The organism is Pseudomonas sp. TH41, assembly GCF_016650695.1.
GTDB lineage: Bacteria > Pseudomonadota > Gammaproteobacteria > Pseudomonadales > Pseudomonadaceae > Aquipseudomonas.
Genome location: NZ_JAEKFH010000005.1, coordinates 644500 through 666525 on the forward strand (window position 1 = coordinate 644500; position 22026 = coordinate 666525).

At 52.6% G+C, this 22026-nt stretch carries 20 protein-coding genes and 1 other RNA gene; 13 read left to right on the forward strand and 8 right to left on the reverse strand.

The features are described 5' to 3' along the window. Window positions 1-10 precede the first annotated feature (10 nt). Window positions 11-742 carry a hypothetical protein gene (locus JFU37_RS21420; protein ID WP_201118372.1) on the reverse strand — a complete coding sequence of 244 codons (732 nt, stop codon included), beginning with the start codon at window positions 740-742 and terminating at the stop codon, window positions 11-13. Between the two features lie 417 nt (window positions 743-1159). Here JFU37_RS21420 and JFU37_RS21425 point away from each other — a divergent pair, with 417 nt between their 5' ends. From JFU37_RS21425 to JFU37_RS21445, 5 genes are all read left to right on the forward strand, one after another. Then, entirely contained in the window at window positions 1160-1723 is a 564-nt protein-coding gene (locus JFU37_RS21425; protein ID WP_201118374.1) for a recombinase family protein, read from the forward strand. Window positions 1724-1940: 217 nt separating this feature from the next. Beyond that, window positions 1941-3041, forward strand: a complete 1101-nt coding sequence (locus JFU37_RS30765; protein ID WP_242485791.1) for an N-acetylmuramoyl-L-alanine amidase — start codon at window positions 1941-1943, stop codon at window positions 3039-3041. Window positions 3042-3073: 32 nt separating this feature from the next. Then, the gene (locus JFU37_RS21435; RefSeq protein WP_201118376.1) at window positions 3074-3514 is read left to right on the forward strand and encodes a KilA-N domain-containing protein; all 441 of its coding nucleotides are present in this window, start codon (window positions 3074-3076) and stop codon (window positions 3512-3514) included. A gap of 354 nt (window positions 3515-3868) precedes the next feature. Next, on the forward strand, window positions 3869-5251 hold the full coding sequence (locus tag JFU37_RS21440; RefSeq protein WP_201118378.1) for an ATP-binding protein: 1383 nt from the start codon (window positions 3869-3871) through the stop codon (window positions 5249-5251). 686 nt (window positions 5252-5937) lie between these two features. Further along, a complete protein-coding gene (locus tag JFU37_RS21445) occupies window positions 5938-6393 on the forward strand; it encodes a hypothetical protein (RefSeq protein WP_201118380.1) in 456 nt (151 codons plus the stop codon). Window positions 6394-6534: 141 nt separating this feature from the next. Here the strand turns inward: JFU37_RS21445 and JFU37_RS21450 are convergent, their stop codons facing one another. The 3 genes from JFU37_RS21450 to JFU37_RS21460 all read right to left on the reverse strand — a co-directional run bounded on the left by JFU37_RS21450 (window position 6535) and on the right by JFU37_RS21460 (window position 9457). After that, the gene (locus tag JFU37_RS21450) at window positions 6535-6744 is read right to left on the reverse strand and encodes a hypothetical protein (protein WP_201118383.1); all 210 of its coding nucleotides are present in this window, start codon (window positions 6742-6744) and stop codon (window positions 6535-6537) included. A 131-nt stretch (window positions 6745-6875) separates the two neighbouring features. After that, entirely contained in the window at window positions 6876-8285 is a 1410-nt protein-coding gene (locus JFU37_RS30770; protein ID WP_201118384.1) for an AAA family ATPase, read from the reverse strand. Beyond that, a complete protein-coding gene (locus JFU37_RS21460) occupies window positions 8282-9457 on the reverse strand; it encodes a DUF262 domain-containing protein (RefSeq protein ID WP_201118386.1) in 1176 nt (391 codons plus the stop codon). The genes JFU37_RS30770 and JFU37_RS21460 overlap by 4 nt, the downstream gene beginning before the upstream one ends. A 635-nt stretch (window positions 9458-10092) precedes the next feature. Here JFU37_RS21460 and JFU37_RS21465 point away from each other — a divergent pair. The 7 genes from JFU37_RS21465 to JFU37_RS21495 all read left to right on the forward strand — a co-directional run bounded on the left by JFU37_RS21465 (window position 10093) and on the right by JFU37_RS21495 (window position 18021). Continuing rightward, window positions 10093-10383, forward strand: a complete 291-nt coding sequence (locus JFU37_RS21465) for a hypothetical protein (protein ID WP_201118388.1) — start codon at window positions 10093-10095, stop codon at window positions 10381-10383. 501 nt (window positions 10384-10884) lie between these two features. Continuing rightward, a complete protein-coding gene (locus JFU37_RS21470; protein ID WP_201118389.1) occupies window positions 10885-11325 on the forward strand; it encodes a hypothetical protein in 441 nt (146 codons plus the stop codon). A gap of 49 nt (window positions 11326-11374) precedes the next feature. Further along, on the forward strand, window positions 11375-11695 hold the full coding sequence (locus tag JFU37_RS21475) for a hypothetical protein (protein WP_201118391.1): 321 nt from the start codon (window positions 11375-11377) through the stop codon (window positions 11693-11695). 15 nt (window positions 11696-11710) lie between these two features. After that, a complete protein-coding gene (locus JFU37_RS21480) occupies window positions 11711-12343 on the forward strand; it encodes a virion core protein, T7 gp14 family (RefSeq protein WP_201118393.1) in 633 nt (210 codons plus the stop codon). A gap of 162 nt (window positions 12344-12505) precedes the next feature. Then, window positions 12506-16348 (forward strand): transglycosylase SLT domain-containing protein, encoded by a 3843-nt coding sequence (locus JFU37_RS21485; RefSeq protein WP_201118411.1) that lies wholly within the window; start codon window positions 12506-12508, stop codon window positions 16346-16348. A gap of 28 nt (window positions 16349-16376) precedes the next feature. Further along, the gene (locus JFU37_RS21490; RefSeq protein WP_201118413.1) at window positions 16377-16973 is read left to right on the forward strand and encodes an HNH endonuclease signature motif containing protein; all 597 of its coding nucleotides are present in this window, start codon (window positions 16377-16379) and stop codon (window positions 16971-16973) included. A gap of 397 nt (window positions 16974-17370) precedes the next feature. Beyond that, window positions 17371-18021, forward strand: a complete 651-nt coding sequence (locus JFU37_RS21495) for a hypothetical protein (protein ID WP_201118415.1) — start codon at window positions 17371-17373, stop codon at window positions 18019-18021. A gap of 162 nt (window positions 18022-18183) precedes the next feature. On the opposite strand, the gene ffs is transcribed toward JFU37_RS21495, so the two are convergent. The 3 genes from ffs to JFU37_RS21510 form a co-directional block, all read right to left on the reverse strand. After that, window positions 18184-18280, reverse strand: an RNA gene (gene ffs / locus JFU37_RS21500) — signal recognition particle sRNA small type. A 200-nt stretch (window positions 18281-18480) separates the two neighbouring features. Continuing rightward, the gene (locus tag JFU37_RS21505) at window positions 18481-19332 is read right to left on the reverse strand and encodes an urea carboxylase-associated family protein (RefSeq protein ID WP_201118417.1); all 852 of its coding nucleotides are present in this window, start codon (window positions 19330-19332) and stop codon (window positions 18481-18483) included. A gap of 15 nt (window positions 19333-19347) precedes the next feature. After that, a complete protein-coding gene (locus tag JFU37_RS21510; RefSeq protein ID WP_201118419.1) occupies window positions 19348-20001 on the reverse strand; it encodes a GntR family transcriptional regulator in 654 nt (217 codons plus the stop codon). 176 nt (window positions 20002-20177) lie between these two features. Between JFU37_RS21510 and JFU37_RS21515 the strand changes: the two genes are divergently transcribed. Next, entirely contained in the window at window positions 20178-20735 is a 558-nt protein-coding gene (locus tag JFU37_RS21515) for a TetR/AcrR family transcriptional regulator (protein ID WP_201118420.1), read from the forward strand. On the opposite strand, the gene fabF is transcribed toward JFU37_RS21515, so the two are convergent. Beyond that, window positions 20732-22006, reverse strand: coding sequence for a beta-ketoacyl-ACP synthase II (gene fabF, locus JFU37_RS21520; protein WP_201118425.1), 1275 nt, complete (start codon window positions 22004-22006; stop codon window positions 20732-20734). The two genes, JFU37_RS21515 and fabF, sit on opposite strands and share 4 nt — an antisense overlap. Between the last annotated feature and the right edge of the window lie 20 nt (window positions 22007-22026).

Genomic DNA, 22026 nt, shown 5'->3' on the forward strand with positions numbered 1-22026 from the left:
GGTTGCGTTCTTATGCTTTCGCCTTGCCTTTCTCATAACCTGCCTCTTGACATTTAGTTGATAGCCGCTCAACCGCGCCGCCAAACAACTTATTTTCGACCTCTATATCGGCGCGGACCCTATTGGCACTTTCAAGATATGTTCTTTGATAACTGCCAAGAATATTTCTATCACTAGCCAGCCCCTCCAGCTCCATCAGCTTACGCTGCATAGAAGAAACTCTTTCATCGTGCGACTTGCCCAACAAGGGAACACCATCAACTTTGCATTCAACATTAACTGGCTGAGAGGATGAAGTTGCTGCGATAGGTTGGCTCTCAAATTTTAGTAAGAACTCCCTAAATCCAACCCCCAATAAAAAACTTGCAAAAATCAAACTACAACAAAAAATCAGAGGATGATTTTCAAACCGCTCCTTCAGCGACTCCGACTTGCCCTCCACACGATCCTCCCCCGGACTACCTGCTTCACCCTTGGAAGACTCAAGTCTTGCCAATGTAATAGCTTGATTCAAGATACCGACTGCACGATTCATATTCGTAGCACTATCGATAGGACTACCCATACGATAAGTTACCGAAGCGCTGGTTACCGCTTGGGAAAAAGCTCTTGAGTAGCTTTCACTAAAAGATAAAAGCGGGCGAACCGCATCAGCCCACTGTTCAAATTCAAGTAGAGTGTCAAAGGGTGCATCCTCCCCCCTAACTCGAATTAGCTTTTCCAACTCATCTACAATATCCATTTTTGCCTTACGCGACTACAAGTAGTCTACATAGCTGGTGAAACCTTCAGCCAATTCTACCTGATAAATTTTCCAATTGACCATATCATTACAACTGCACCTACTTAATTTTCGAGAAATTTTGTGAGACCCCTTATTAAGTCTCGCGTGTCCACGCATACCCCCGTGGGGGTGCCCGCCTGGGTGCGCTCCCGGTTGTTTATTCGTGCGTACCTATGCGCGCCACTGTAAGAAGACCAAGGGCAACCATGACCTCCTGCTGGAAGTCCCTGGAACCATCGTTGCAATAGACCTTGCCCTAATACAGCGTTGCAGCCGATGAAGAAAAGTGTTGCATTAGAGTTGACTTCAGATATTTGCAACACTACCGTGAGGACATCTAAGACTTCATTGCAACACTCCCAAGGAGATTCACTCATGCGCATCGGATACGCTCGGACTTCCACCCTTGAACAGGTTGCAGGCTTTGAGGCCCAAGAACGGGAGCTCATCGCTGCTGGTGTTGAGAAGCTCTACAAGGAGCAAGTCTCCTCGGTTGCTGATCGACCAGAGCTAGAGAGGATGCTTCAAGACCTTCGCCAGGGGGACCTTCTGGTGGTCACCAAGCTGGACCGTCTGGCCCGTAGTGTTCACCACCTTGGGGAGATCCTGAAGAGACTCGATGAGATAGGAGCCGGGCTGAACATCTTGGGCATGGGCATAGACTCCACGACTGCTGGTGGTCGACTGATGTTGAACGTATTGGGCTCCGTGGCTCAGTTTGAACGGGAGATGATGCTGGAGCGGCAACGGGAAGGCATTGCGAAGGCCAAGGCTGATGGTAAGTACAAGGGCAGGAAGCCCAAAGGAGAGCCCCTGCTTGAGCGCATCCTGGCTCTCAAGGCGGAAGGTCTGGGTGATACCGCGATAGGTAAGGAGCTGGGCCTAGACAGAACAACAGTCTTCAGGGTCCGCAAAGCAGCTCAGGTGGTAGAGGAGTAACAGGAGGGTCCTCAGGGATCCTTAAGCGCACGACTAGATAGCATACTAATAATTACAAATGGATCAAAGTGTACCTATCTGTTTCGGCTTCCTTTGGAGCCCTCCTCGGGAATTCCTTGAAAGCCCAACAGATCGCCCAATACCCTCCTTTGGAATTGACCACAGGGGTTTCTCCGGGCTTCATTAAGGACTTCTCAGATGCTGCAAGGAAGCACTCATGGTGGACAACTATTCGGTAGAAGCGATCTCGCCCACTGGTGAACTCATCTGGCCTTGCCTGCTGAAACCGGACACCAAGTTTGATGAAGCTGGAGTCTACAAGACCAAGTTGAAGGTCCGTGCTGACGATCCTCTGGCTGTGAAATTCCAGGAGCTCCTGGAGAAGGTCCAGCAGGAAGAGCACGACCGACAAGTCCAGGAAGCAGAGTCGAAGAAGAAAGGCTCTGGCAAGAAGGTGAGGCTTTCTGACATGCCTAGGGAGGAAACCGAAGAGGATGGTGTGGGTTATCTGGTCTTCAACTTCAAATCTAAGGCTAGTTACACCGACCGCAAGACTGGTCAAACTGTGGAGCGAAAGACCGCTCTGTTCGATGACAACGGTAAAGCTCTGACCCATGACCTGGTAATCGGTACTGGCACCGTTGCATGCATCTCCGTCTTCGTTTCCCCGTTCTATACCGCCCTCCTAGGCGCGGGTGTCACCCTGCGTATGCGCGCCGTGAAGATCCTGAAGCTGATGGAGCCCCCCGCTCTGCAAGCTAAGGATTTCGGCTTTTCAGATGATGAAGAAACGTTAAGTTCAAATGGCTATGGCTTTGGATCGAATTTCCTTAATGACAACGTGAGGCCGTATCTCAAGGACCGAGACCGTACAGACCTGATCGTCGTTCATTGCTCAGCCACTGACCCCAAGGAAGACATTGGCAAGCGTGAGATCACCCAGTGGCACCTCAAACGCGGCCTGGTGAGCATCGGTTATCACTATGTGATTCGCCGGGATGGTTCTACCGAAGTTGGCCGACGAGAAAACGAGATCGGCGCCCACGTATCAGGCCATAACAGCAACTCCATTGGAGTCTGCATGGTCGGTGGCGTCGATGCCCAGGGGAAACCCTCGGACAACTTCACGGAAGGTCAATACAACTCCTTGCGGGTTCTCCTAGGACATCTCACCACCCGGTATGCAGAGGCCAAGGTCATAGGGCATCGGGACCTCTCCCCGGATCATGACGAGGGTCTCCCAGGTTGGCACCGTAGGAGCTGCCCAGGCTTTGACGCCCCAGCGTGGTTTTACAATGAGCACGATTCGGCGCGCTAGGGCCTCATGAAGAGCGCCCTAGGAGCAATCTCATGTCCACGAAAAGCCTCGCTGTATGCAAGCCCACACTGATCACCAAGGACTGGCAAGGAAAGACGTTCACCTTCAGGGAGGACGGCTACTTCAACATGACGAAGGCCGCGAGGGAGTTCGGGAAGAACCTCTCCAACTTCAAAGCCGCCGCTGAAACAATTGCGTTCTGTCATGAGCTTTCTAAAGCGATGGATTTCATCTCTTTACTTGAAGTCACCAAGGGTCGCTATGGGGCCACCTGGGGCCACCCTAAGCTGGCGGTGAAGTTTGCTTGCTGGCTGGATGTACGTTTCGAAGTCGCCTGCATGCTCATGATCGAGGACATCCTTAAAGGTGTCGCTGTGGTCACAATGGAGAAGCCGGAAGAGTCGGCTTCAGTCGCCTATGCGAAAGCCCTCGCAGGAGCCCTTGAGCAGGAGCCCTTGAGCAGCAATCCGTGATCAGTCAGAACCTCCTGGGGTTGATTGCTCAACAATCGGAAGCCATGACCTCGTTGACTGAACAGGTACGTCACCTGACCTTAGTGGTCTCCAACCCAGCACCTCAACTGATCACCACCCCCTAGGTGTCAACCTTCATCGGGGCGAACAGCAGGGGCTCTTCGGTAAACCTGAATGGCTGAGTGTTTTTGATCGCTAAGAGCCCAGCCAAGAGAAGATCATGGTGATTAGTCCACTAGAAAACCTCAGAGCCGCTACCGACTGAGGCCTGTGCCACCATTTTGCAACCTGTTAACCTATCCGACATTGCTCGCCCAAACGAACTACTTACCCGCTGTGCTTAATAGGGATTTTATGTCGATAGCAGGATTTGAAAATAAAACTGAATTCACAAAAAAACTGAATGAGCACATGTCCGCTTCGGGCCCTGTGAAGAGCATACAACAGCTTTTTGGGCGTGAAAAAGAGTTATCTCTGATCGAGGAGGCACTTTACGCCAACGGGCGCCATGTTTTTATTTACGGTGACAGGGGAGTAGGTAAGTCATCTCTAGCGGCAGCGGCGGCTGCACAGTATCAATCATCAGACAACTCACCTATACAAATTGGTTGCGGCCCCGACACCAAATTTTATGAAACCATAGAAAACCTAGTTGATCGCGTCATGAAATCACTAGCTGGCGGCTACGACCACACAATTACACAAACTCTAAATGTAAAGATCTACTCCATAAGCTGGAAAAACTCGACCAAAAAAGTAGAAGTTTTTAAAGTAGACTCAATGTACTCGGCCGTTAATGCCACAGAGGAAATCGCAAAATATCATTCTGAACAACCCGTAATAATAATTGACGAGTTTGACCAGATAGAGTCTGAGACTGAAAGAAAGTTATTTGCTACCTTCCTCAAGGACCTAGGAGATCGCGGAGTAAATGTTAAGTTCATCTTCACAGGTGTCGCCACATCACTGGACAAGCTCTTGGGGTCGCACGAATCAAGCTTCCGGCAGCTCCACACTATTGGCTTAGAGCGCCTTGGCTGGTCTGCCCGCGAGGATATCGTTCGCGACGGAGCCGCTGCGTTTTCCCTAACAGTGGGAAATGATGTCTGTTTCACAATAGCGAAAATCTCCAATGGCTTTCCATCCTACGCACATTTAATTATGGAGAAATTACTCTGGATAGCATTCAATGAAGACCATCCAGTTAGCCATCTAGATATGAAGCTTTTTGAGCAAGCCTTAAGAGATGCCATTTCTAGTATCGGCGCCCATCTCAAGCGGCCTTACGAACAAGCGACGGCCCATAGGTCTCCTGACTATACGGAAATACTATGGGCAACAAGCGACTCAGAGGACACCATCAGATACAGCGAGAGCATTTTTCTGTCGTACATACGCATCCATGAAAAAATTCATGGCAAAAATCCTCCTCCTGAATACCTACCATTGCCACAGCCAAACTTCCTAGTAAAACTTAGGGACCTGAAGAAGAAACCGTATGGGGAGATTATCGAGAATGCAATGGACAGGAAAGGACTTTATACTTACAGAGAAAACATCCTGAGAGGCTTCATCGCAATGAAAGCTCTTGAAGGGGGAGTAGAACTCCAAGGAAACATACCGGATGCCCCAAAGATCCCAACAGCATTAGCAAAAGCCAAGCGAATTAACTCTGCAGGCAAAGACAATTCTCCGCAAGTAAGATTCAGAGGAGAAGAGCTATCTGGAGAGGATTGAATCGACCCAGACACCAAGGAGACCATGGATGAATTTTTTAAAACATGGAATCAAGGTAATTTACCATTGCCACCCTTGGACGCTATAACAGCGGCAACTGGAGTCACCTAAGATTGCTATCTTCTAGGCATGGCGGAGCCGCTATGCTCACTAATGATCAATGACATCCTCCGGGGGGCGGGGGGGAGTCTCCACCGTCACCATCGAAAAGCCCGAGGCATCATCCGAAGTGGCAGCTCAGAAAGTCGCCCCAATGGAAGCTCCACAGGTCCTCCAGCAAGTCACCGAGCAGTACACCACCCAAAAGATCGCGGGTCTCGTCTTTGAGATGTTCGGGGGGTCTTTAAAGAGGAGCTCCGCAAGAAGATTGTTCAGGACTTGAAACCTGTTGCTGTGGAGAAAAAGGCGACTCTCCGGCTCAACAGGTCTTGTATGGCCTGGTGTCTCACCCGTTCTCTAGAGTGAAACGTATAGAGCAATCGGACTAATCCACGATCTTTCTCGACAACCCCTTATCCATCACCGAGAGCCCCTTAAAACAGGTACTGGCGGAGACCTGTGCCACCATTTTGCAATCTGTTAACCTGTCCAAAGATCTCCCCCCAAACGAGTCACCAATACGCCCTCCAAAGCTTGACAAAAAGGCGGGCATCAGCTTATCGCAACCCATAATCTCAGGAGTCTCTATGGACGAAGCCCTTAAAGCATTTTCAAATCCATCATGGTGGGTACTTTCTGTCTTTATTGGCCTGCTATTAAACATCGGAGCCCCGTTTATAAACAAAAGTATTGACGCTTTCTGGGCCTCTCACTCAAAGCGCAAGACAGACGAACTCGCCCTCAAAAAAGCGGCCACCCAGAGAAGTATCGAAAGGTTAGCAAAAAGGGAAACTGGATTGCTTGAAGCGAAAATGGACTCTTTGTATTGGGCTATCCGAATAGTCCTAGTGCTATCCCTCTATCTTCTGCTTATTCAAGCGGCCTTCTCTTTCCCGTTTGTCGATTTTTCAGCAGCGCCAATAGCTGTTCTAGGTTTTCTGAGTGTTACGAAGCTCTGGAAGCGATGGACAAGGAGTCGGTACATACATCAAATGCTGTCAAAACAACTCGGTTTAATGGACGAAGGCGAGGAGGAAGATTGATCCTCCACACACTAAATGGATCAATATTTTGAAGGAGTCTGGATGCTCATGATCGAAGATCATCCTCAAGGGTGTCGCGCCGCGCGCCCTCATCCAATTTGGATAAAGCACCTTAGGACCTCCGCTAGAGCCTCCTCCTGGTCACTCTCCCATTCTCCTCTTGAGCCCTTCCCTGTAGAGAATGGCTCCGACCTCCAGGAGAACCGCTAGATCATCCTCGGGCAAATCCTCCTGCCTCAGCTCAATCCATCCCGCGAGATTCGCTAGGGCATCGTTTAGGCCCAGAGTGCTCCCCTGGATGTCTAACAGTTCTGCCCTCGCCTGCATTGCCTGAATGATTGGATTGATCATTGCTGCCCTCCGATCTCCTCAATGATAGCCTCAAAGCAATGTAGACCATCATTTCGACGTCAAGGCTCAACCCGAAAAATCTCAGGTTTGATACATGTAAGAGCTCACCATTAGCGCACGTTTCGTCGGAACTAATAATACCTTTCTAACTCTTTCAAAAAAATGTTGACTAGTGCCTCATTGCTTTTTGCCCAGTGTGAGCACACTAAAGTGAAAATATCTTGAAAACCACGCTGGACCTCTTTCGAAAACTCGACAAAGAAATCATGATGATCCCTTCCTGCTGCACGTTCCAGCCCTTCAATCACGCGATCAGGTAACATCCCAAGCACACCAGCCAATTCCACCACTTTGAGACTCTGAATATATTCCATCAGAAGCTTTTCGGGTGCTATTACCCCCGGAAGAAAACAATATGCTGTATTGGCGTATTCTTTACCAGAGACAGCATCACGCATATCCCCATCAAAAATCCCAACAACCCTAAAACCATCTATTGCATCCGGAAAGCATTTAACTTGCTTTCGAATATCTCCTTCAGACCCCGACTTAACATAATAGAAAGAATCTGCCGAGTGGGTGCGCGAAAGATTTATCAGTATTTTTAAAAATATTTCCGCCGCCGAATCCTCGACCAGCAGAATTCCTCTCTTGACTGCACTTAACCCAAGAACCCTTAACGGTTCATTAGCAGTAACAACTTCAGAACACCTGACACCATCAATAGTATTTTTAATTACCCTAACATGACTTCTGGGAACCAGCCCCAAAATTCGTTCCGAATGAGTTGTCAATAAAATAGGAATACCTTGCTCATCGCCAACTTTAAAAAGAAACCCGAGAACCCTATCCAACGCTGCAGGAGGCAAAAAACTCTCAGGTTCCTCAACAAATAGGACCCTCGCCCCATCGCATTTGGACATATACGTTATCAACCAATAAAAATAAAAAAGAGATAATTCACCCAGCCCCATCCCTCTACTATCATACTCACGATCAGAAATCACAACCTTAAAATAAGGAACGACGGGGAATTTTTCGAACCCTTCTTCAATAGACGCAACAGACACACTACTATAATTTGCACCTACTATAAAATTAATAACTCTAAGCTCTTCCTCCGAAAGCTCTACAAGCCCCGAACTCTCGACCAACTCCTCAATATTTTCCTGACTAAGGAAAAGTTCCTGAACAGATGGAATAAGGCCACACGGATCGAATAAAAATCCAGAGGCATCTAGCACAACATTATTCTTAAATCTAACGGACACCTTACAATCCACGTCCTTGACCAACGGCAATGTAAATTTCGATCTATTACTACTATCAGTGACAAATTTATTATAGACAGACCTAATTATATTACTTTTTCCAATACCATTCCTACCGACTAAAACTGATAAACCCGGTGTCAACTTTACTTCTAACCCCGGAAATATCTCGGTTCCCCTATACACAATTCGACTTAGAAATATATCGTAATTACGTTTTAGGGCGCGCCGCCGGTGATCTTCAAATCGGGCAACACGAAGATTACTCACAGCGCCTTCCCCCAATTCAATTGTCGTACTATGCGAGAAATTTGTTCCTCGTTTACGCTTCCACCTTGCGAACTTCCAGCAATCATTAATCTGTAGACAGATTGCAGCTCAAAGTTCTCCTCTCTAAATTTCGCCCCCCAAATAGCCAAAACCATCCATATAATAATATCCCTCAGTATTACCGAAGAGGTATCAGCAACACGAGAGCTTGCACGGTCCTGATAAACCTCAAACATTTTCTCAACAAACTCAGGGGACACCCAAGCCGGCAACTCAATAAACCCCGAAGCCACATTAGATCGCAGAGACTCAAAGTATGAAAAAAACTCCACAACAAAAGTTTCATCACCATAACTTCTGGTAGACACGTAAATAAACACCAACCAACTATACACGGTCGCTTTGTTAAGCTTCCCAGGAAAACTACCTTCAGCCAATGCCTTATGAAGAATGCTCAAGCACCGCTTGGACTCGCTGACCAACTCCTCACCAAAACCAGTCTGCTCGCGATATCTAGCTGTTACTGCACCAGCGGTTACTTTCTTTTGAAGCGAACCAATTTCAAGCGCAATAAGAAACTTAGCAACAACATCATCATATGCCATTCTAGAGTTAGAAAACCCTAGATTCTCTCTAGAGAAGCCAAGCTCGACCATATAGTTTGATATATCTTTAACTTGCTGCCTAGCCTCTCCAAAGTAAGCATTCCGCTGCTCAGCCGAGGTAAGATTTGTCGGTTGATTCAACCTAAAAAATAACTCCCCTGGCTCTTCTGGACTATAGTCGGAAATCGTCAAAACCCTGATCGTAAAATTTTCAAATCTAGATATATATTTTGCAGGAAGCTCAGAAAAAAGCTTCCCCTCCAGCTCAACTAAAAAATCTTCTACTGGTTCTTGATAGCCGTTAACAGGGAACTGACCCTCCATAAAATCCCTAATAGCAGCCAGTCTTTGTTGACCATCAAGAACTTCCTGCTTATCAGTATCCGCAATCTCAATCACATGAACTGGAGGAACATGCCATTCCCTCAAAATACTATCAATCAATCTTTGTTTTTTGGGCTTCCCCCAAACCTCTCCACGTTGAAAGTCGGGCTGCAAATCCAATCGCCCATTTTGTATTTTACGATATACAGTCGCAATATCAGGATCAGATGGAGAGAGACGCATAATATTTTCCCTAAATAATCAAAAAAAACATCCAAACAAAAGGCTACAAACCAGCGACAATCTACTTAAGTAGCACTGCCAGCATTGCAAAACTTTAGTGCGCCGCGCCTCGGCACCTAACCTCACAACAAATTACCGCCAATACAGAAGAGCATTTAGTACTCTCTACGGCAAACGCTCAATGTAAGATGGCTAGGTGCCATACTCAAGCGTCAATCTCAACCACTTCCCCTGAATCCTGCGGAGTGGTCTGCAAAATAGAGCACGAGGCCGATCCAGTCAGTAACCATTGCTGGTAGCCAGGAAACATCCTGGATAGCGTTTCCAGCTCCTCGGCTCCAAGTCGTGCCCTCCCCTGCCCTATGTTTTTCCACCGTGAAACTGGCGTATCCCCGTTTTCCGCCAACACCTTAGGGCCCGCCATGCGCATCAGAAGAAGCGCCCTTCCTAATAGTTTTGTTAGATCAAAATCACTTTTCATATAGTTAATAGGCATAGGGTTTACTATTGACTCCGATGACAATTGGTTTACTATTTACTCCGACACATTATCACTCTCCCAAACACTTCGCATAGCCAAGGCTCCCCAGGAACGCCCCAAGGGATCCCTTCATGCCCAGAAAAGGAGTCATCAGATGATCAAGAAGACGACAGCCAACGAATGGACCCAAGCAGCCAAGACACCAGGAAGCCTCCTCAAGCATCGCAAGCGGGGTAGCACCTACAGCTTCACCATTATTGATGCCCTAAGCGGTCAGGTCCTCGCGGTGGCTCTTTGTGACGGTCAGTCGGGACGGGAGGACTATCTGGTGGAGGCTCGGGGAGAGGCTATTGAGGACGGCCATGAGATCACCACGGGAGAGCTCCTCAGCGCAGTAGAGAGAGCCACCTGGATACAAGGTATTCACGTTACCGCATCCGCCTAAACGACGACCTAATTGGACCGAACCATGACCGACTTCATTAAGCAGCTACCGCAGAATGCCCCTAAAGAAGCACTTCCGTTCCTTGCGGATCTCTTTCATTCAGCCTGGGCCGACTCTGGAGACCTGAATGAGGACACCCTGGCATTACTCACCTGGGCCGAAACGCAAACCACCCGAGCTCAGCTTAAGGCGCTCGAATCGGCGCTCGAATCGGACCACCACCCTAGGTCAATGAACTTCGTTTACTTGGACTCCTGGAGGTTCACCTATGGAGCCTTTAACGCCACTACGGGGTGTCAGTGGGCGCGGCATAGCTTCCAAGAATGGTTGGTGGTCGGCGCGTTTAATGAACCTGCGTGGACTTGGCGAGCATTGAAAGGACTCCAGTTCGGGACTAATCCGATCCCGCTCCAGTCACTCCTCCCGCCAGCCCTTCGGGACCTCTTGAAGGTCTCCCCTACTAGAGAACTGCCCAGGCGTAAATCCTGAAGGAATCCCAGGGTGCTGCTCCGTGAAATCTGTAATGGCCTAGGTCAGATCATCCACCAGATTTCACGCAGGAACTCCCTTCTCAAATTCAATCAACCAGCAGGCCCAACTATGTCAGTCCAATCGCTCAGTGATCTTCTCCAACGGTTCGATCTAGTGGATGAAGGAGAAATCTCTATAGAAGTTCCAGCAGTCCTACAAAGCGCTTTCACCATTCTTCAGACCCTTATGGCAATCATTCAAACGGAAGGTCCTAGCGCCCAAGTGCGTTTACCGATTCCCGGCGAATGGAGGCGCCTTCAAGAACTGGCAGACGACTACTCGACTCAACTCAGTCTGAAGGTCAGCCCAAGAGCCTATGGAGAAATCACAGTCAAAGGCTATAGCACCACAGCCCTGCGCTATGCCTACGATCAGATTTTGACTAATCCCAAGGGTGTCACGCTTCACTAATTTCAGTTCCTCCCCACCTTAGATCCATAAACCCACCGAGAGAACGGAAATGGTCGACACCCTCGAAGAAACAGCTGTAACCCACAAGATGCTCTCCGCACGAATGCTTCACTGCGCCCACGATTTGGAAGGTGTTGTCGGTGCCGTTGTGTTTGAACACTTATTCACTGACGGGCGCTGCTACTCGGTCCACTCCTCACCTGTGAACGGCTCACATGCACACCTCACGACTGAGCAGGTTTTCTCCGATTATGCAGAAGCGAACGCCGCCTATGAGGAACTGCTAACGCTACTAAGCAACCAGGTTGGCCCCATGGAACGCCAGGAGGTCCCCGAGAGCTTCAACCAAACAATTCACGCAACCAACTAACCAAGGACAGAACATATGTCAGCAGCAAGCGGAGCACTTGCAGGCGCTCAAGCAGGATCAGCGGCGGGTCCTTGGGGCGCGGCTATAGGCGCTGTCATCGGGCTTTTTCTCGGTGGCAAGGTAGATAAGGAAAACCGAAAGCGGATCGAGGAGGACTACAAGGCCCAGGTCTCGGCAATGGTCCAGACCTACAACTATGCAGGCCAAACAACTGACCTGGAGGTTCAAGCAGCCTCCGAGCAAGCCGCCGCTGACCTCTCCAACATGCAGTCGAACTCCCTAATGAACATCGCTGCTCTTCGGGCGGCATCTTCAGAGACGGGCATGGAGGGGAATTCCATGGATCGTGTCATGCGGATAGCCAAGGGTTCCGACCTGAGGGCCGAAGACAGCGTGAAAGACAACTTCAGTCGCACTGTGGCTCAGTCCCTATTGATTAAACAGACCAACCAGATCAGCGCTCAGTCCAATCTCAATGAGCTACGCCGTTCGGTAGTGAACTCCCAGCCTTCCAAGTGGACTCAGCTCCTTTCTCTAGGCCAGCAAGCCGCAAATACCTATAGCGCGTACAAGGCTAACAACCCGTCTAAGGGCGCTAACCAGACAGGTGCTAACACAGGCCAAGAAGGCAATATCACAGGAAAATAGGCGCCTGATCACCCTTTCAACTAGCTGTTTCCCTACAGCCATTCTTCAAATATCCAGCCCGTTTATTCCTGTCGTCTGAGTCTGTCTGAGTGCCCTTGTGGGGGCGCTGGAGTCTCAGGCGGAAGGGAACCAGACGGCAGCAACAAAAAAGGAAACCACACAATGCGCAATGACGCCGACGCTACCTCTTTGCCTACAGAATCCCCCTACCGAGCTCTCTATGCAGCCGCTGGGGAAGCACATGGCGTAAGTCCTGACCTCCTTGAGCGTCAAGGCTTCGCGGAATCCAGTTGGAATCCTCAGGCAGTAGGCCCAATGACCAAGTACGGTCAGGCAAAGGGTCTCTCTCAGTTCATCCCAGGGACCGGCAAGGCCTACGGGTTGGAGACCGATGAGGACTTCCATAACCCAGAGAAGTCGATTCCTGCACAAGCACGCTACATGGCTGACCTGAAGAAACGCTTCGGGGGCTCCGATGAGCTGGCTCTTGCGGCCTACAACATGGGCCCCACAGCTCTCCAACGGAAGATCGACAAGGCCGGTGGGATCATCGAAAACGTGGACCTCCCAGAGGAAACCCGTGGGTATCTCCAGAAGATCCTTGAGGGAAAGCAATCAGGCTGGGCAGCAGATGGCACACGAGCGCCTAGCCGTATCAACTTCGGGACCACTCAGGCTCCCACTGAAAGTGCCATCGACCAGATCGCTTCCGCTACTCCTGAAGAACTCGGAACGGACTCCGAGAGATCCAAGTGGGATGCCTTCACTGAAGGTCTTCAGCGCTCCTCCATCGGCTCTGATATTCGCTCTGGCCGAGTAACCATTCCGGTAACTGAGCGGGACATCGACTGGGTTCCCAATGAGGACGATCTCCAGAAGGTCACAGCAGCGGGGATCGGTGAAGCCGGGGCCTCGTTCGTATTCAACCACGCATATTCAGGAGAGGACCTTGATGGACTCATTGAGATCGCCAAAGAAAACCGAGCCAGTGCGGCTGCTGATGGGCGTCAGGGAGTCCTTACGTCTTTGTCAAGCGGACTTGGGGAGATGCTCGGTGACCCAGTTACATACAGCGCCCTCTTCATCCCTGGAGGAGCTCAAGTTGGTCGCCTCTTCAATCCAGGAACAGCTCGAATCCTTGCCGGATCACTTGGAGCAGCTACAGAAGGGGCCGCTTACGGAGCCCTCACAGAGTCCCTGCGAGAAACCTCTACAGGCGTCGATGCGGACTACAAATCAGCAATCCTCGCTGGAGCAGTTGGTGGGGCGGCGCTTCATGGTGTCGCAGTAGGGATCAAGAAAGCTCTCGGCAAGACGGACAGCATGGATAGCTTCCGATATGTCGAGGATGCGGAAACCTCCAAGACCCTTGAGGACGCCGGGATCATTCCCGAGCAAGGTTATCAGCCTGGGCCACTCACCTCGAAGGTCCTCAAGGAAGACACCTTCAACCCTGTGGCGAGGTTCTCAACGATTGGCGAACGGATGAGCTCCAGTCAAAACGAGGACATCCGCACAGCCGCTATGGGCCTATTCCGAAACGACAAGGGCTATAAGGACGGAACCACTGGCCTTGGGCGGATGACTGGTGAAGAGGTCAAGCGGAACCTGGACAACGAGTGGTTCGATGTCGATTCCACTTATGCTCGCCATGCCAACGGCTACATCACCTCGAAGCGCTCCTCGGGACTCTCCAAGGCAGAACTTGAGGAAGAGTTTGGCTACCTCGTAACGATGGCTCGTGAAAGTGGTAATCGTCAGGGGCTTCCTAAAGGGGTCTCTGAAGCGGCTGACCTGATGGGTAACTTCTATGATCGCCGAATAGGTGACGTGCTGACCCCAGCGAGACGCTACGGAACTGGCGCTGACATCATCGACAATCCCAAGGAATGGGCAGGTGTCGCCAACTACTCCCCTGTGATCATGGATACCGCCAAGATTGCCCGAGCATCGGCTAAGGCTGGTGGCGATGATCGTCTCCTGGAGATCGCTGGGAGGGCTCTCTATGCCTCCCTCGGGAATCCACAGGTTCGCGCCAAGGCTATCCAGGCGTATGAGGAAGAGTTCGCCAAGTTGGCTGAGAAGGCCTTGAAGAATGCGGAGACTCCTGAAGGTGCGGCAGGTGCTCAAGAGATGGCCCGAAAGGCTCTCGATGAGATCGGCAAGCTGACCTCGGACTTCCGCCGCTGGGCATTCCAGAAAGCGAAGAACCAGGCTCTCGGTTACGTGGACCAGGACATGAGCCGCATCAAGGCCCACCTGTACAAGACCATGGATCCGGCTGAGCTGCCTGACTTCATGCGCTCCCGTGGGATCTTTAGCACGGACGCTAATATCACCCTGGCGGATGGCTCCCAATTCAGCATCAACAAAGACCTCCGTAGTGGTGATGTGCGGGCAATCATGCACAGCTACCACAAGCGCACTGCTGGGGATCTGGCAATGTCCGTGGGGCTTGGTGACAAGGGGTTCGCAGGATTCTCCGAGAGGCTCTCAAGGATTGAGCAGCAGATCGCCAAAGCTACTCGGGACGATAATCCCAAGCTGAAGCGGCAACTCCAGGGCGACCTCAATGCCATGAAGATTGCAGCCAAGAAGATGTACGGCATGAGCCTCAATCAGGATGGTAGAGGTGCTGCTGATATGCTGGCCGGGTCACTGACTAACCTCTCTTTCGTGGCGAAGTCGGCCTACATGGGCCCAATGAACTACACCGAGATATCCTCAGGGCTTGCCAACTACGGCATGGGGTTCTTCTTCAAGGCTCTCCCTGGGGTCGGTGAGATGTTCCAGCGGGTAGCCAAAGGAAAGTCCACGGCTGATGACCTGATGCTCCTGCAAAACCGTCTTTGGGGTGAGGAGCTTCACGATGTGGTCTACCCGTCTCACCTGCATACGGCGTACACGGTAGCGAAAGAAAGTGCCCCAGCTCCCATCGCGGCTGTTTTCGCAGGGACCTCCCGACTGGCCCAAGTGGCACCCTCAGCGAAACTCTTGGGGGCAACCACTAACCGGATCGTCAAGGCAGCTCAGGAAGAGTTCCTTGCGACTCTCGTTCGGCATGCCCACGGGAGCTCCTCGAAGGTCTTCTCGCCGGCCAAGCTGAAGCACATGAACGTGGATCCTACCTTGTTCTCGAAGGTCCTGGCGCACGTCAAGAAGAGCTCCAAGGTGGGCTCAAAAGGTCAGCTCTCGCTGAACGCTTCGAGGCTCCTCAAGGGTTCCGGTAAGGATGCCCTGGAAGCACGTCAGGTTGTCGCTGAGATCCGCCGTATGGGCGATATGGCAGCAACCGATGTGATCCAGCGCCCTTCCCTCGGTGACACCTTCATATGGGCTGATTCCAAGAACCCCTTCATCCGCTTTCTGACCCAGTTCCAGACTTTCTCAATGAGGTCCCTGGAGAAGAAGTTCCTAAAGGGGGCCAACCGGATCCGCAATGGGGACATCGATGAAGCACTCCAGATGAGTCTCTCCCTGGGACTCTCCGCGATGGGCACCACAGGCTTTGCCATTGTTCGTGCTCAGACAATCCGTGATGAGGATAAACGCCGGGAGTTCTACAAGAACGCCTTGGGCTATGACTCGGATCTAGACAAGTGGGACCCGACAACACTGGCTGTAGCTGCCCTGAAGCGTTCTTCGTACCTCGCTGCACCTTCCATGGCATACGACACCATTGGGACCCCTTTGGGGCTTCCTTATGCAGGTCTTGCGAGGACCACGAGGGACACTGAGGACTTCAATGGTGACAAACCCGCGAAGGCCTGGAGAGGGCCTGACCTGGGGAACATCGCTGGGAACTTCCCCGCAGTGAAGTATGGGACACAGTTGGGGCAATCCGTGGTTGCAAGTGCGAACCTCCTGCGACCTGACCTGGATCCTGAGCAGGTAGAGCGTCAGAAGAAACTCATCTTGAACAACCTCAAGGGGATCCTTCCGAACGACCCGGCGACTCAGACAGCCCTCGGATGGCTGATGGAACACGGAATGTACGAGCCATAACGGATTAGCGGCCACTGAAGGACACGAGATGAAGCAACGTAAGGGCACCTGCGCGGAAAGGCGCACAGGAGAGTTTCTCTATGAAGGAGTTAGGGCCAAACCCATCAAGGGTTTCCCAGGGTATGCAGTGACCATCGACGGGCGGGTTCTTAGCTTCAAAGGGCGGAAGCCTCGCGAGCTGCGCCCTGCGGATAACAAAGGCTATCTACTTGCATGCCTCAGCATGAACGCTAAGACCTACGGGCGGCTTGTCCATAGATTGGTCGCTCAGGCATTTATCCCAAACCCGGATGGGAAACCCGAGGTAAATCACAAGGACAGCAACCGGAAAAACAACAGAGCAGAGAATCTCGAATGGATGACACCCAAAGAAAATACCGCGCACTCGAAGTCAGGACCAGCGATGCAGGAAAAAGGAGGCATTAGGCTTCTTCTTGCCAACCTTAAGTTTGAAGCTCAATTCCGCGTCGATACAGAACCTCGTGCTCTGTACATCCTGCGTGAAGGTGGGACGATCTATGACGTGGTGAAACACATTGCCGGTGTCAAGCTGAAACCGGAGTTCGTGAAGGGCCTGGATATCAAAACGAGGCGATTTTTACGGCAGCAAGGAGTCCTCTTCTGAGGGCTCTGTCCGTTGACATTTCTAAGGTCAAAAGCCCTTCTCCCCACCTATAAGAGCGTTCGTTTCTCCCCACCTTGGATCCCCCCCAGAGCACATATAGAGGAGACACAGCTCTCAGGGAGTGCTCAGTTGTAACTCTCAGGAGTTCCCAAGGTGAAGAGCCTCGGGAGTTCCTGAGCCCTGCCTACTGAGTGCTTGCTTGGGATGTGATCAATCAATGATTAACCATCCACACACTGACTGCTGAGATCACTGCACTCAGACTGCACTGAAATTCCCCTCCAGCCCAAGTATCACGCCCCCCCATCGCCCCCTTTCTAGAGATTAGGGATTCCCTTCTTGTGGAGTCCTAACGGACGGGCTCATCACATTGATAGTCATCAAATCAGGATGCTGTATGACAGAACCTCAAGGACGCCTAGAGGACTCCATCACTCCCAAACTCAAACACTCTATGGTCGGAGAGCGAACCGCTGAAGGTCTCTTCATCGTAGATGCCCTGACAGGAGAGATTGTTGACCAAGCTTTGAACAAGTCAACTGAACCAGCGAAGATCGCAACGAACGCAGTGGACAAGTATGTGGGGATTGATACCCGACTCCCTTCAGAGGCAAGGAACGCTGCTGAGTTGATTGAAGCAACTGAGGTCCATGACCCATTCCTGAAGAACCTCACGGTGGACTATCAGAAGCTCTTTGAGCTCATGGACCACGGGAAGCCTGTAACTGAGACGATGGTCTTCCGCTACCTGTGCGAACACCTGACGGCCTGGAACTGCTGGGTTGGCAGTATGGATGAACTGGCTAAAGCCTTCCCTCAGCTTTCCCAGAGGTCTCTCTTCAGCATCCTGAAGAACCTTGAAGATGGACTCATCAGGAGAACCTCAAAGGGATCTCGTGGGCCATCAATCATCAGGATCCATCCTTGGTATGCCTTCAGGCGAGCCACTTACGTTAGGGACGAGCTGTTAGCCCGCTGGTGCCAGCCAGCTTCAGGACTGCTGCAACGGCCAACAGAACAAACGAGCAGGCAGCAGGATACGCCCTGAGGAGCTCTCAGAGGGTAAAACAGATAGGGATGCTGACAGATGAGAATGAGGCCGTTAGGATGGTCTGAGGTGGCCCACTTGGGCGCCCACACATTGGTCCACTCTAAGGATTTCTCTAGAAATAACTCGTTGTACATCAACAAGTTGGCGTTATGGAGGCAACCCCACCAGCCACACCCCGGCACACAATGTTCCCGCTGTGGCTGCTTCCTTCCGGATCTGACCAGGTTCACGGGTAATCGTTGCGGGGGGACCGATGGGGTCACCATAACGACGCTCACCTGACGGCGAGCCGCGCCATTGTACCTATCTGAGACGAAGTTACAACCGTTCGGGTGGATTAAAAAATATGAGCAGCGTCAAGGACATGCAGCAGCCTTGAAAAGCGCCGGCTCCTACAACGGCAGGCGAGAAACAGCACCGGTGCAGGAACCGTCGAAGGCCGCGATCTTTTTGCCCCTACTTTTCCCACGCCGCCTTGGCAATGTGCAACCCGTGCAGCCCTTTGTAGGCGGCACGCTCAGGCTGACTCCAGCCCGCAAGCAACGAATCGTCCAAACAATAAATCTCCACACCCAGCGGGCGGCACACACTCAGCGGATCTTGCGCATCCGGCCCCCACATGGCCAGCGACAAATCGCCTCCTGGGCAGGTCGACAGTGCGCACAGCAAATCGATTTCGGCAAAGAACTCCAGGTAGTCCCCCTTCTGCGCCGGACAGGCCTTCATGAAGTACATGTCGTCGTGGTTCAGGCCGGTGCACTGGAAAATGTTCAGCACATCGTGCACGTCGAACTCGGTCAGGCCATGAGGTAACACCGCGCGGGTCAGGTTCGAGTGGCAGTGATGATGGAAATCTTCGCCAGTGAGCATTTTGTTCACATAGGGATCGCAGCGAGTGCCGAGCAAATCGTGCAGACGACCGCCATGTTCGTCGATGCCGTAACCCGCCAGGCTATCGTCGGTGATGGTCACCAGTGGCCGCAGAAAGGGCAGGTTGGACCAGAGCCGATCATGGGTGCTGACGTGGGCGCCCTGCAACTGCCGGGTCCGCGCGGCCCATAAACGTTCGCGCGGATCGTTGGCATTCCAGACGTTGAAGTCCCCGACCTGCGGCCCGACCGGTGTGGTCACGCGAAACACATGCCCGGCCGGCACCTTCCAGGCGCGCCCCGTGCGGATCGGCACCTCGAACGACTCGATCAGTGTGCGCCCCTCCTTCGTGTCGCGAATTCGCTCATAAAAGGGTTTGTCCACCTGCAACGCCGAGCCTTTGCTGACTTGATAGGCCGCCGGATAGTCTTTGTACATGGCAAGAATCCTCGATCAGTGATGGGAAGAAGGCGCAAGCAGTTGCACCAGAAGGTGTTCTGAATCGTCGAGATAAAGGCTCATGGCATCCTCGGCCGCGCGCTTGTTGCCCTCGGCCAGCCATTCATGAATCTGTCGGTCGCGCGCCAGCCAGGGCGCCTGAAAACGTGATTCATCAGGCGCACTGCAGAACACCAGACGCAATTGCGCGACGACATTGGTGAAGAACTCATCGAATAATGGGCTGCGCAGCAACCCGACGATATGTTGATGAAACGCCAGGCTGTGGGTGCCAACGGCGCGCCAGTCCTCGCGCTCGCGGGCCAGTTCGGTGGCCTCCAGGGCTTCGAGCATCCGGTCGGACTGATACTCGCGCAGCGGTTGACTGGCGCTGATGGCTTGCAGCTCCAGGGTCCGGCGGACGTTGAACAGATCCCGCACGTCCTCGACGCCGAGCCTGCGCACCATCACGCCCTTGTTGCGTACATACCGGGTCAGGCCTTCCTGCCCCAAGCGATGCAACGCTTCGCGGATAGTGTTGCGAGAGGCGTTGTAGGCAGACACCAGATCGCTCTCCACCAGCGCCATGCCAGGCAGCAAGCGACCACCAATAATGTCGGCGCGCAATTCCAATGTGATGTGGTCGGCCAGGGACAGTCCGCTGCTCATGCTCATCGCCTCATGATTGTTCAACAATCGTCAGCTAATGTGTAATCACTATTCGTGCCATCTATAAAACTGGCTTTCGACCAAGATCGACGCATCTGCATGCTTTTTAGGAGTAGAAGTACAGTCACCATCCCATTTTCATTGGTTAATATGGCGCACTGTTGCGGAGATTCGAGATGCGTTACTCGCAAGACCATAAAGCCCAGACCCACCAACGCATCATCAAGGAAGCTTCAGTACGCTTTCGCCGTGACGGTATCGGTGCGACCGGCCTGCAACCGCTGATGAAAGCGCTGGGGTTGACTCACGGTGGCTTTTACTCGCATTTCAAGTCCAAAGACGAGTTGGTGGAAAAGGCCTTGCAGGCCGCTGGCGACGAGGTTGATGTTGTTTGCGCCGAACTGTTCGCCCAGGAGCGCCCGCTCGAGGCCTTCATCAACGCCTATTTGTCCGAGTGGCACCAGACTTCGCCCCATGAAGGCTGCCCGCTGCCCACCATGTCATCGGAACTCGGCATGCGCGGTCAGCCGAGCCCAACCTCTGACGTGGTGCTCAATGCACGCCTTCGCCAAATCCAGGGCACGCTTGAGGGCGAGAATACAGAGGACCGCAGCATTTTTTTCATGTCCGCACTGGTAGGGGCGTTGCTGCTTTCGCGCAGTGTCGAGAATCCCGAACTGGCCCGGCAGATTCTCGACGTCACGCGTACCTTCCTTAACCAAGCCCAGATCTAATCTTTCCAGCGCTTGAACAACACGCTGGCATTCACCCCACCAAACCCGAAACCGTTGGACAGCGCGTACTCGATCGCCATCGGCCGTGCTTGCCCGTGAACGATGTCGACGCCTTGGGCGGCGGGATCCGGGTTATCGAAGTTGAGGGTGGCCGGCACGATCTGGTCGCGAATCGCCAACAGCGTGAAGATCGCCTCGATTCCGCCTGCCGCGCCCAGCAAATGCCCGGTCGCCGACTTTGTCGATGTCACCGCAATCTTGTTATCCGCACCGAACAACGCCTTGATGGCCGCCAGCTCGCCCAGATCCCCAACCGGGGTCGACGTCGCATGAGCATTCAGATGCTGAACCTGCGCAGGGGAAATGCCCGCCTGGGCCAGCGCCAGCGACATCGCCCGCCGCGCACCGCTGCCATCCTCAGGGCCTGCCGTCAGATGATAGGCATCGGCGCTGGTGCCGTAACCGACCAGCTCAGCCAACGGTTGAGCACCACGCGCCAACGCATGCTCCAGAGACTCGATCACCAGAAGGCCCGAGCCCTCGCCCATCACAAAACCATCGCGACCACTGTCGAAGGGGCGTGAAGCCCGCTCGGGGGTTTCGTTGTAACCACTGGACAAGGCACGCGCCGCAGCAAACCCGGCAAGACTGACGCGATCGATCGCTGCTTCCGCGCCGCCGCACACGGCAATATCCGCCTCGCCACAACGAATCAGCCGCGCGGCATCGCCAATCGCCTGAACACCGGCGGCGCACGCCGTTACCGGAGCACCCAAGGGGCCTTTGAAACCATGCTGGATCGATACATGACCCGCGGCGAGGTTCACCAGGAACGAAGGGATGGTAAACGGCGACAAGCGTCGCGGGCCACGGCTGTCCGTGGTGCGCACCGCATCGGCAATCGCGCCGAAACCACCGACACCTGAACCGATAATGGTTGCAGTGCGCTCCTGCGCATTCGCGTCCTGTGCCTGCCAACCGGCTTGCTCCAAGGCCTGGCGCGCCGCTTCCATCGCGAAAAGAATGAAGCGATCCATCTTCTTCTGCTCTTTGGGCGGCGTCGCCCGGTCCGGATCAAAACCCACCTCGGCATCTTCTGCCAAGGTCGGCACCGCGCCACCGACCTTGGTCGACAGATCAGCAACCACCTCGTCCGGCAGTTTCCGCAACCCGGAGCGCCCAGCCAACAGACGTTCCCAGACCGCTTCGACACCGCTACCCAGCGGAGACACCAGACCCATGCCTGTTACAACCACTCGACGATCGCTCATACCGCAAATACCTCAGGCCG

Excerpts from the sequence above, each read along its gene's own strand:
- JFU37_RS21420 (WP_201118372.1), bottom strand. The coding sequence starts at position 742 with ATGGATATTGTAGATGAGTTGGAAAAGCTAATTCGAGTTAGGGGGGAG.
- JFU37_RS21425 (WP_201118374.1), top strand. The coding sequence starts at position 1,160 with ATGCGCATCGGATACGCTCGGACTTCCACCCTTGAACAGGTTGCAGGC.
- JFU37_RS30765 (WP_242485791.1), top strand. The coding sequence starts at position 1,941 with ATGGTGGACAACTATTCGGTAGAAGCGATCTCGCCCACTGGTGAACTC.
- JFU37_RS21435 (WP_201118376.1), top strand. The coding sequence starts at position 3,074 with ATGTCCACGAAAAGCCTCGCTGTATGCAAGCCCACACTGATCACCAAG.
- JFU37_RS21440 (WP_201118378.1), top strand. The coding sequence starts at position 3,869 with ATGTCGATAGCAGGATTTGAAAATAAAACTGAATTCACAAAAAAACTG.
- JFU37_RS21445 (WP_201118380.1), top strand. The coding sequence starts at position 5,938 with ATGGACGAAGCCCTTAAAGCATTTTCAAATCCATCATGGTGGGTACTT.
- JFU37_RS21450 (WP_201118383.1), bottom strand. The coding sequence starts at position 6,744 with ATGATCAATCCAATCATTCAGGCAATGCAGGCGAGGGCAGAACTGTTA.
- JFU37_RS21460 (WP_201118386.1), bottom strand. The coding sequence starts at position 9,457 with ATGCGTCTCTCTCCATCTGATCCTGATATTGCGACTGTATATCGTAAA.
- JFU37_RS21465 (WP_201118388.1), top strand. The coding sequence starts at position 10,093 with ATGATCAAGAAGACGACAGCCAACGAATGGACCCAAGCAGCCAAGACA.
- JFU37_RS21475 (WP_201118391.1), top strand. The coding sequence starts at position 11,375 with ATGGTCGACACCCTCGAAGAAACAGCTGTAACCCACAAGATGCTCTCC.
- JFU37_RS21480 (WP_201118393.1), top strand. The coding sequence starts at position 11,711 with ATGTCAGCAGCAAGCGGAGCACTTGCAGGCGCTCAAGCAGGATCAGCG.
- JFU37_RS21485 (WP_201118411.1), top strand. The coding sequence starts at position 12,506 with ATGCGCAATGACGCCGACGCTACCTCTTTGCCTACAGAATCCCCCTAC.
- JFU37_RS21490 (WP_201118413.1), top strand. The coding sequence starts at position 16,377 with ATGAAGCAACGTAAGGGCACCTGCGCGGAAAGGCGCACAGGAGAGTTT.
- JFU37_RS21495 (WP_201118415.1), top strand. The coding sequence starts at position 17,371 with ATGACAGAACCTCAAGGACGCCTAGAGGACTCCATCACTCCCAAACTC.
- JFU37_RS21505 (WP_201118417.1), bottom strand. The coding sequence starts at position 19,332 with ATGTACAAAGACTATCCGGCGGCCTATCAAGTCAGCAAAGGCTCGGCG.
- JFU37_RS21510 (WP_201118419.1), bottom strand. The coding sequence starts at position 20,001 with ATGAGCAGCGGACTGTCCCTGGCCGACCACATCACATTGGAATTGCGC.
- JFU37_RS21515 (WP_201118420.1), top strand. The coding sequence starts at position 20,178 with ATGCGTTACTCGCAAGACCATAAAGCCCAGACCCACCAACGCATCATC.
- fabF (WP_201118425.1), bottom strand. The coding sequence starts at position 22,006 with ATGAGCGATCGTCGAGTGGTTGTAACAGGCATGGGTCTGGTGTCTCCG.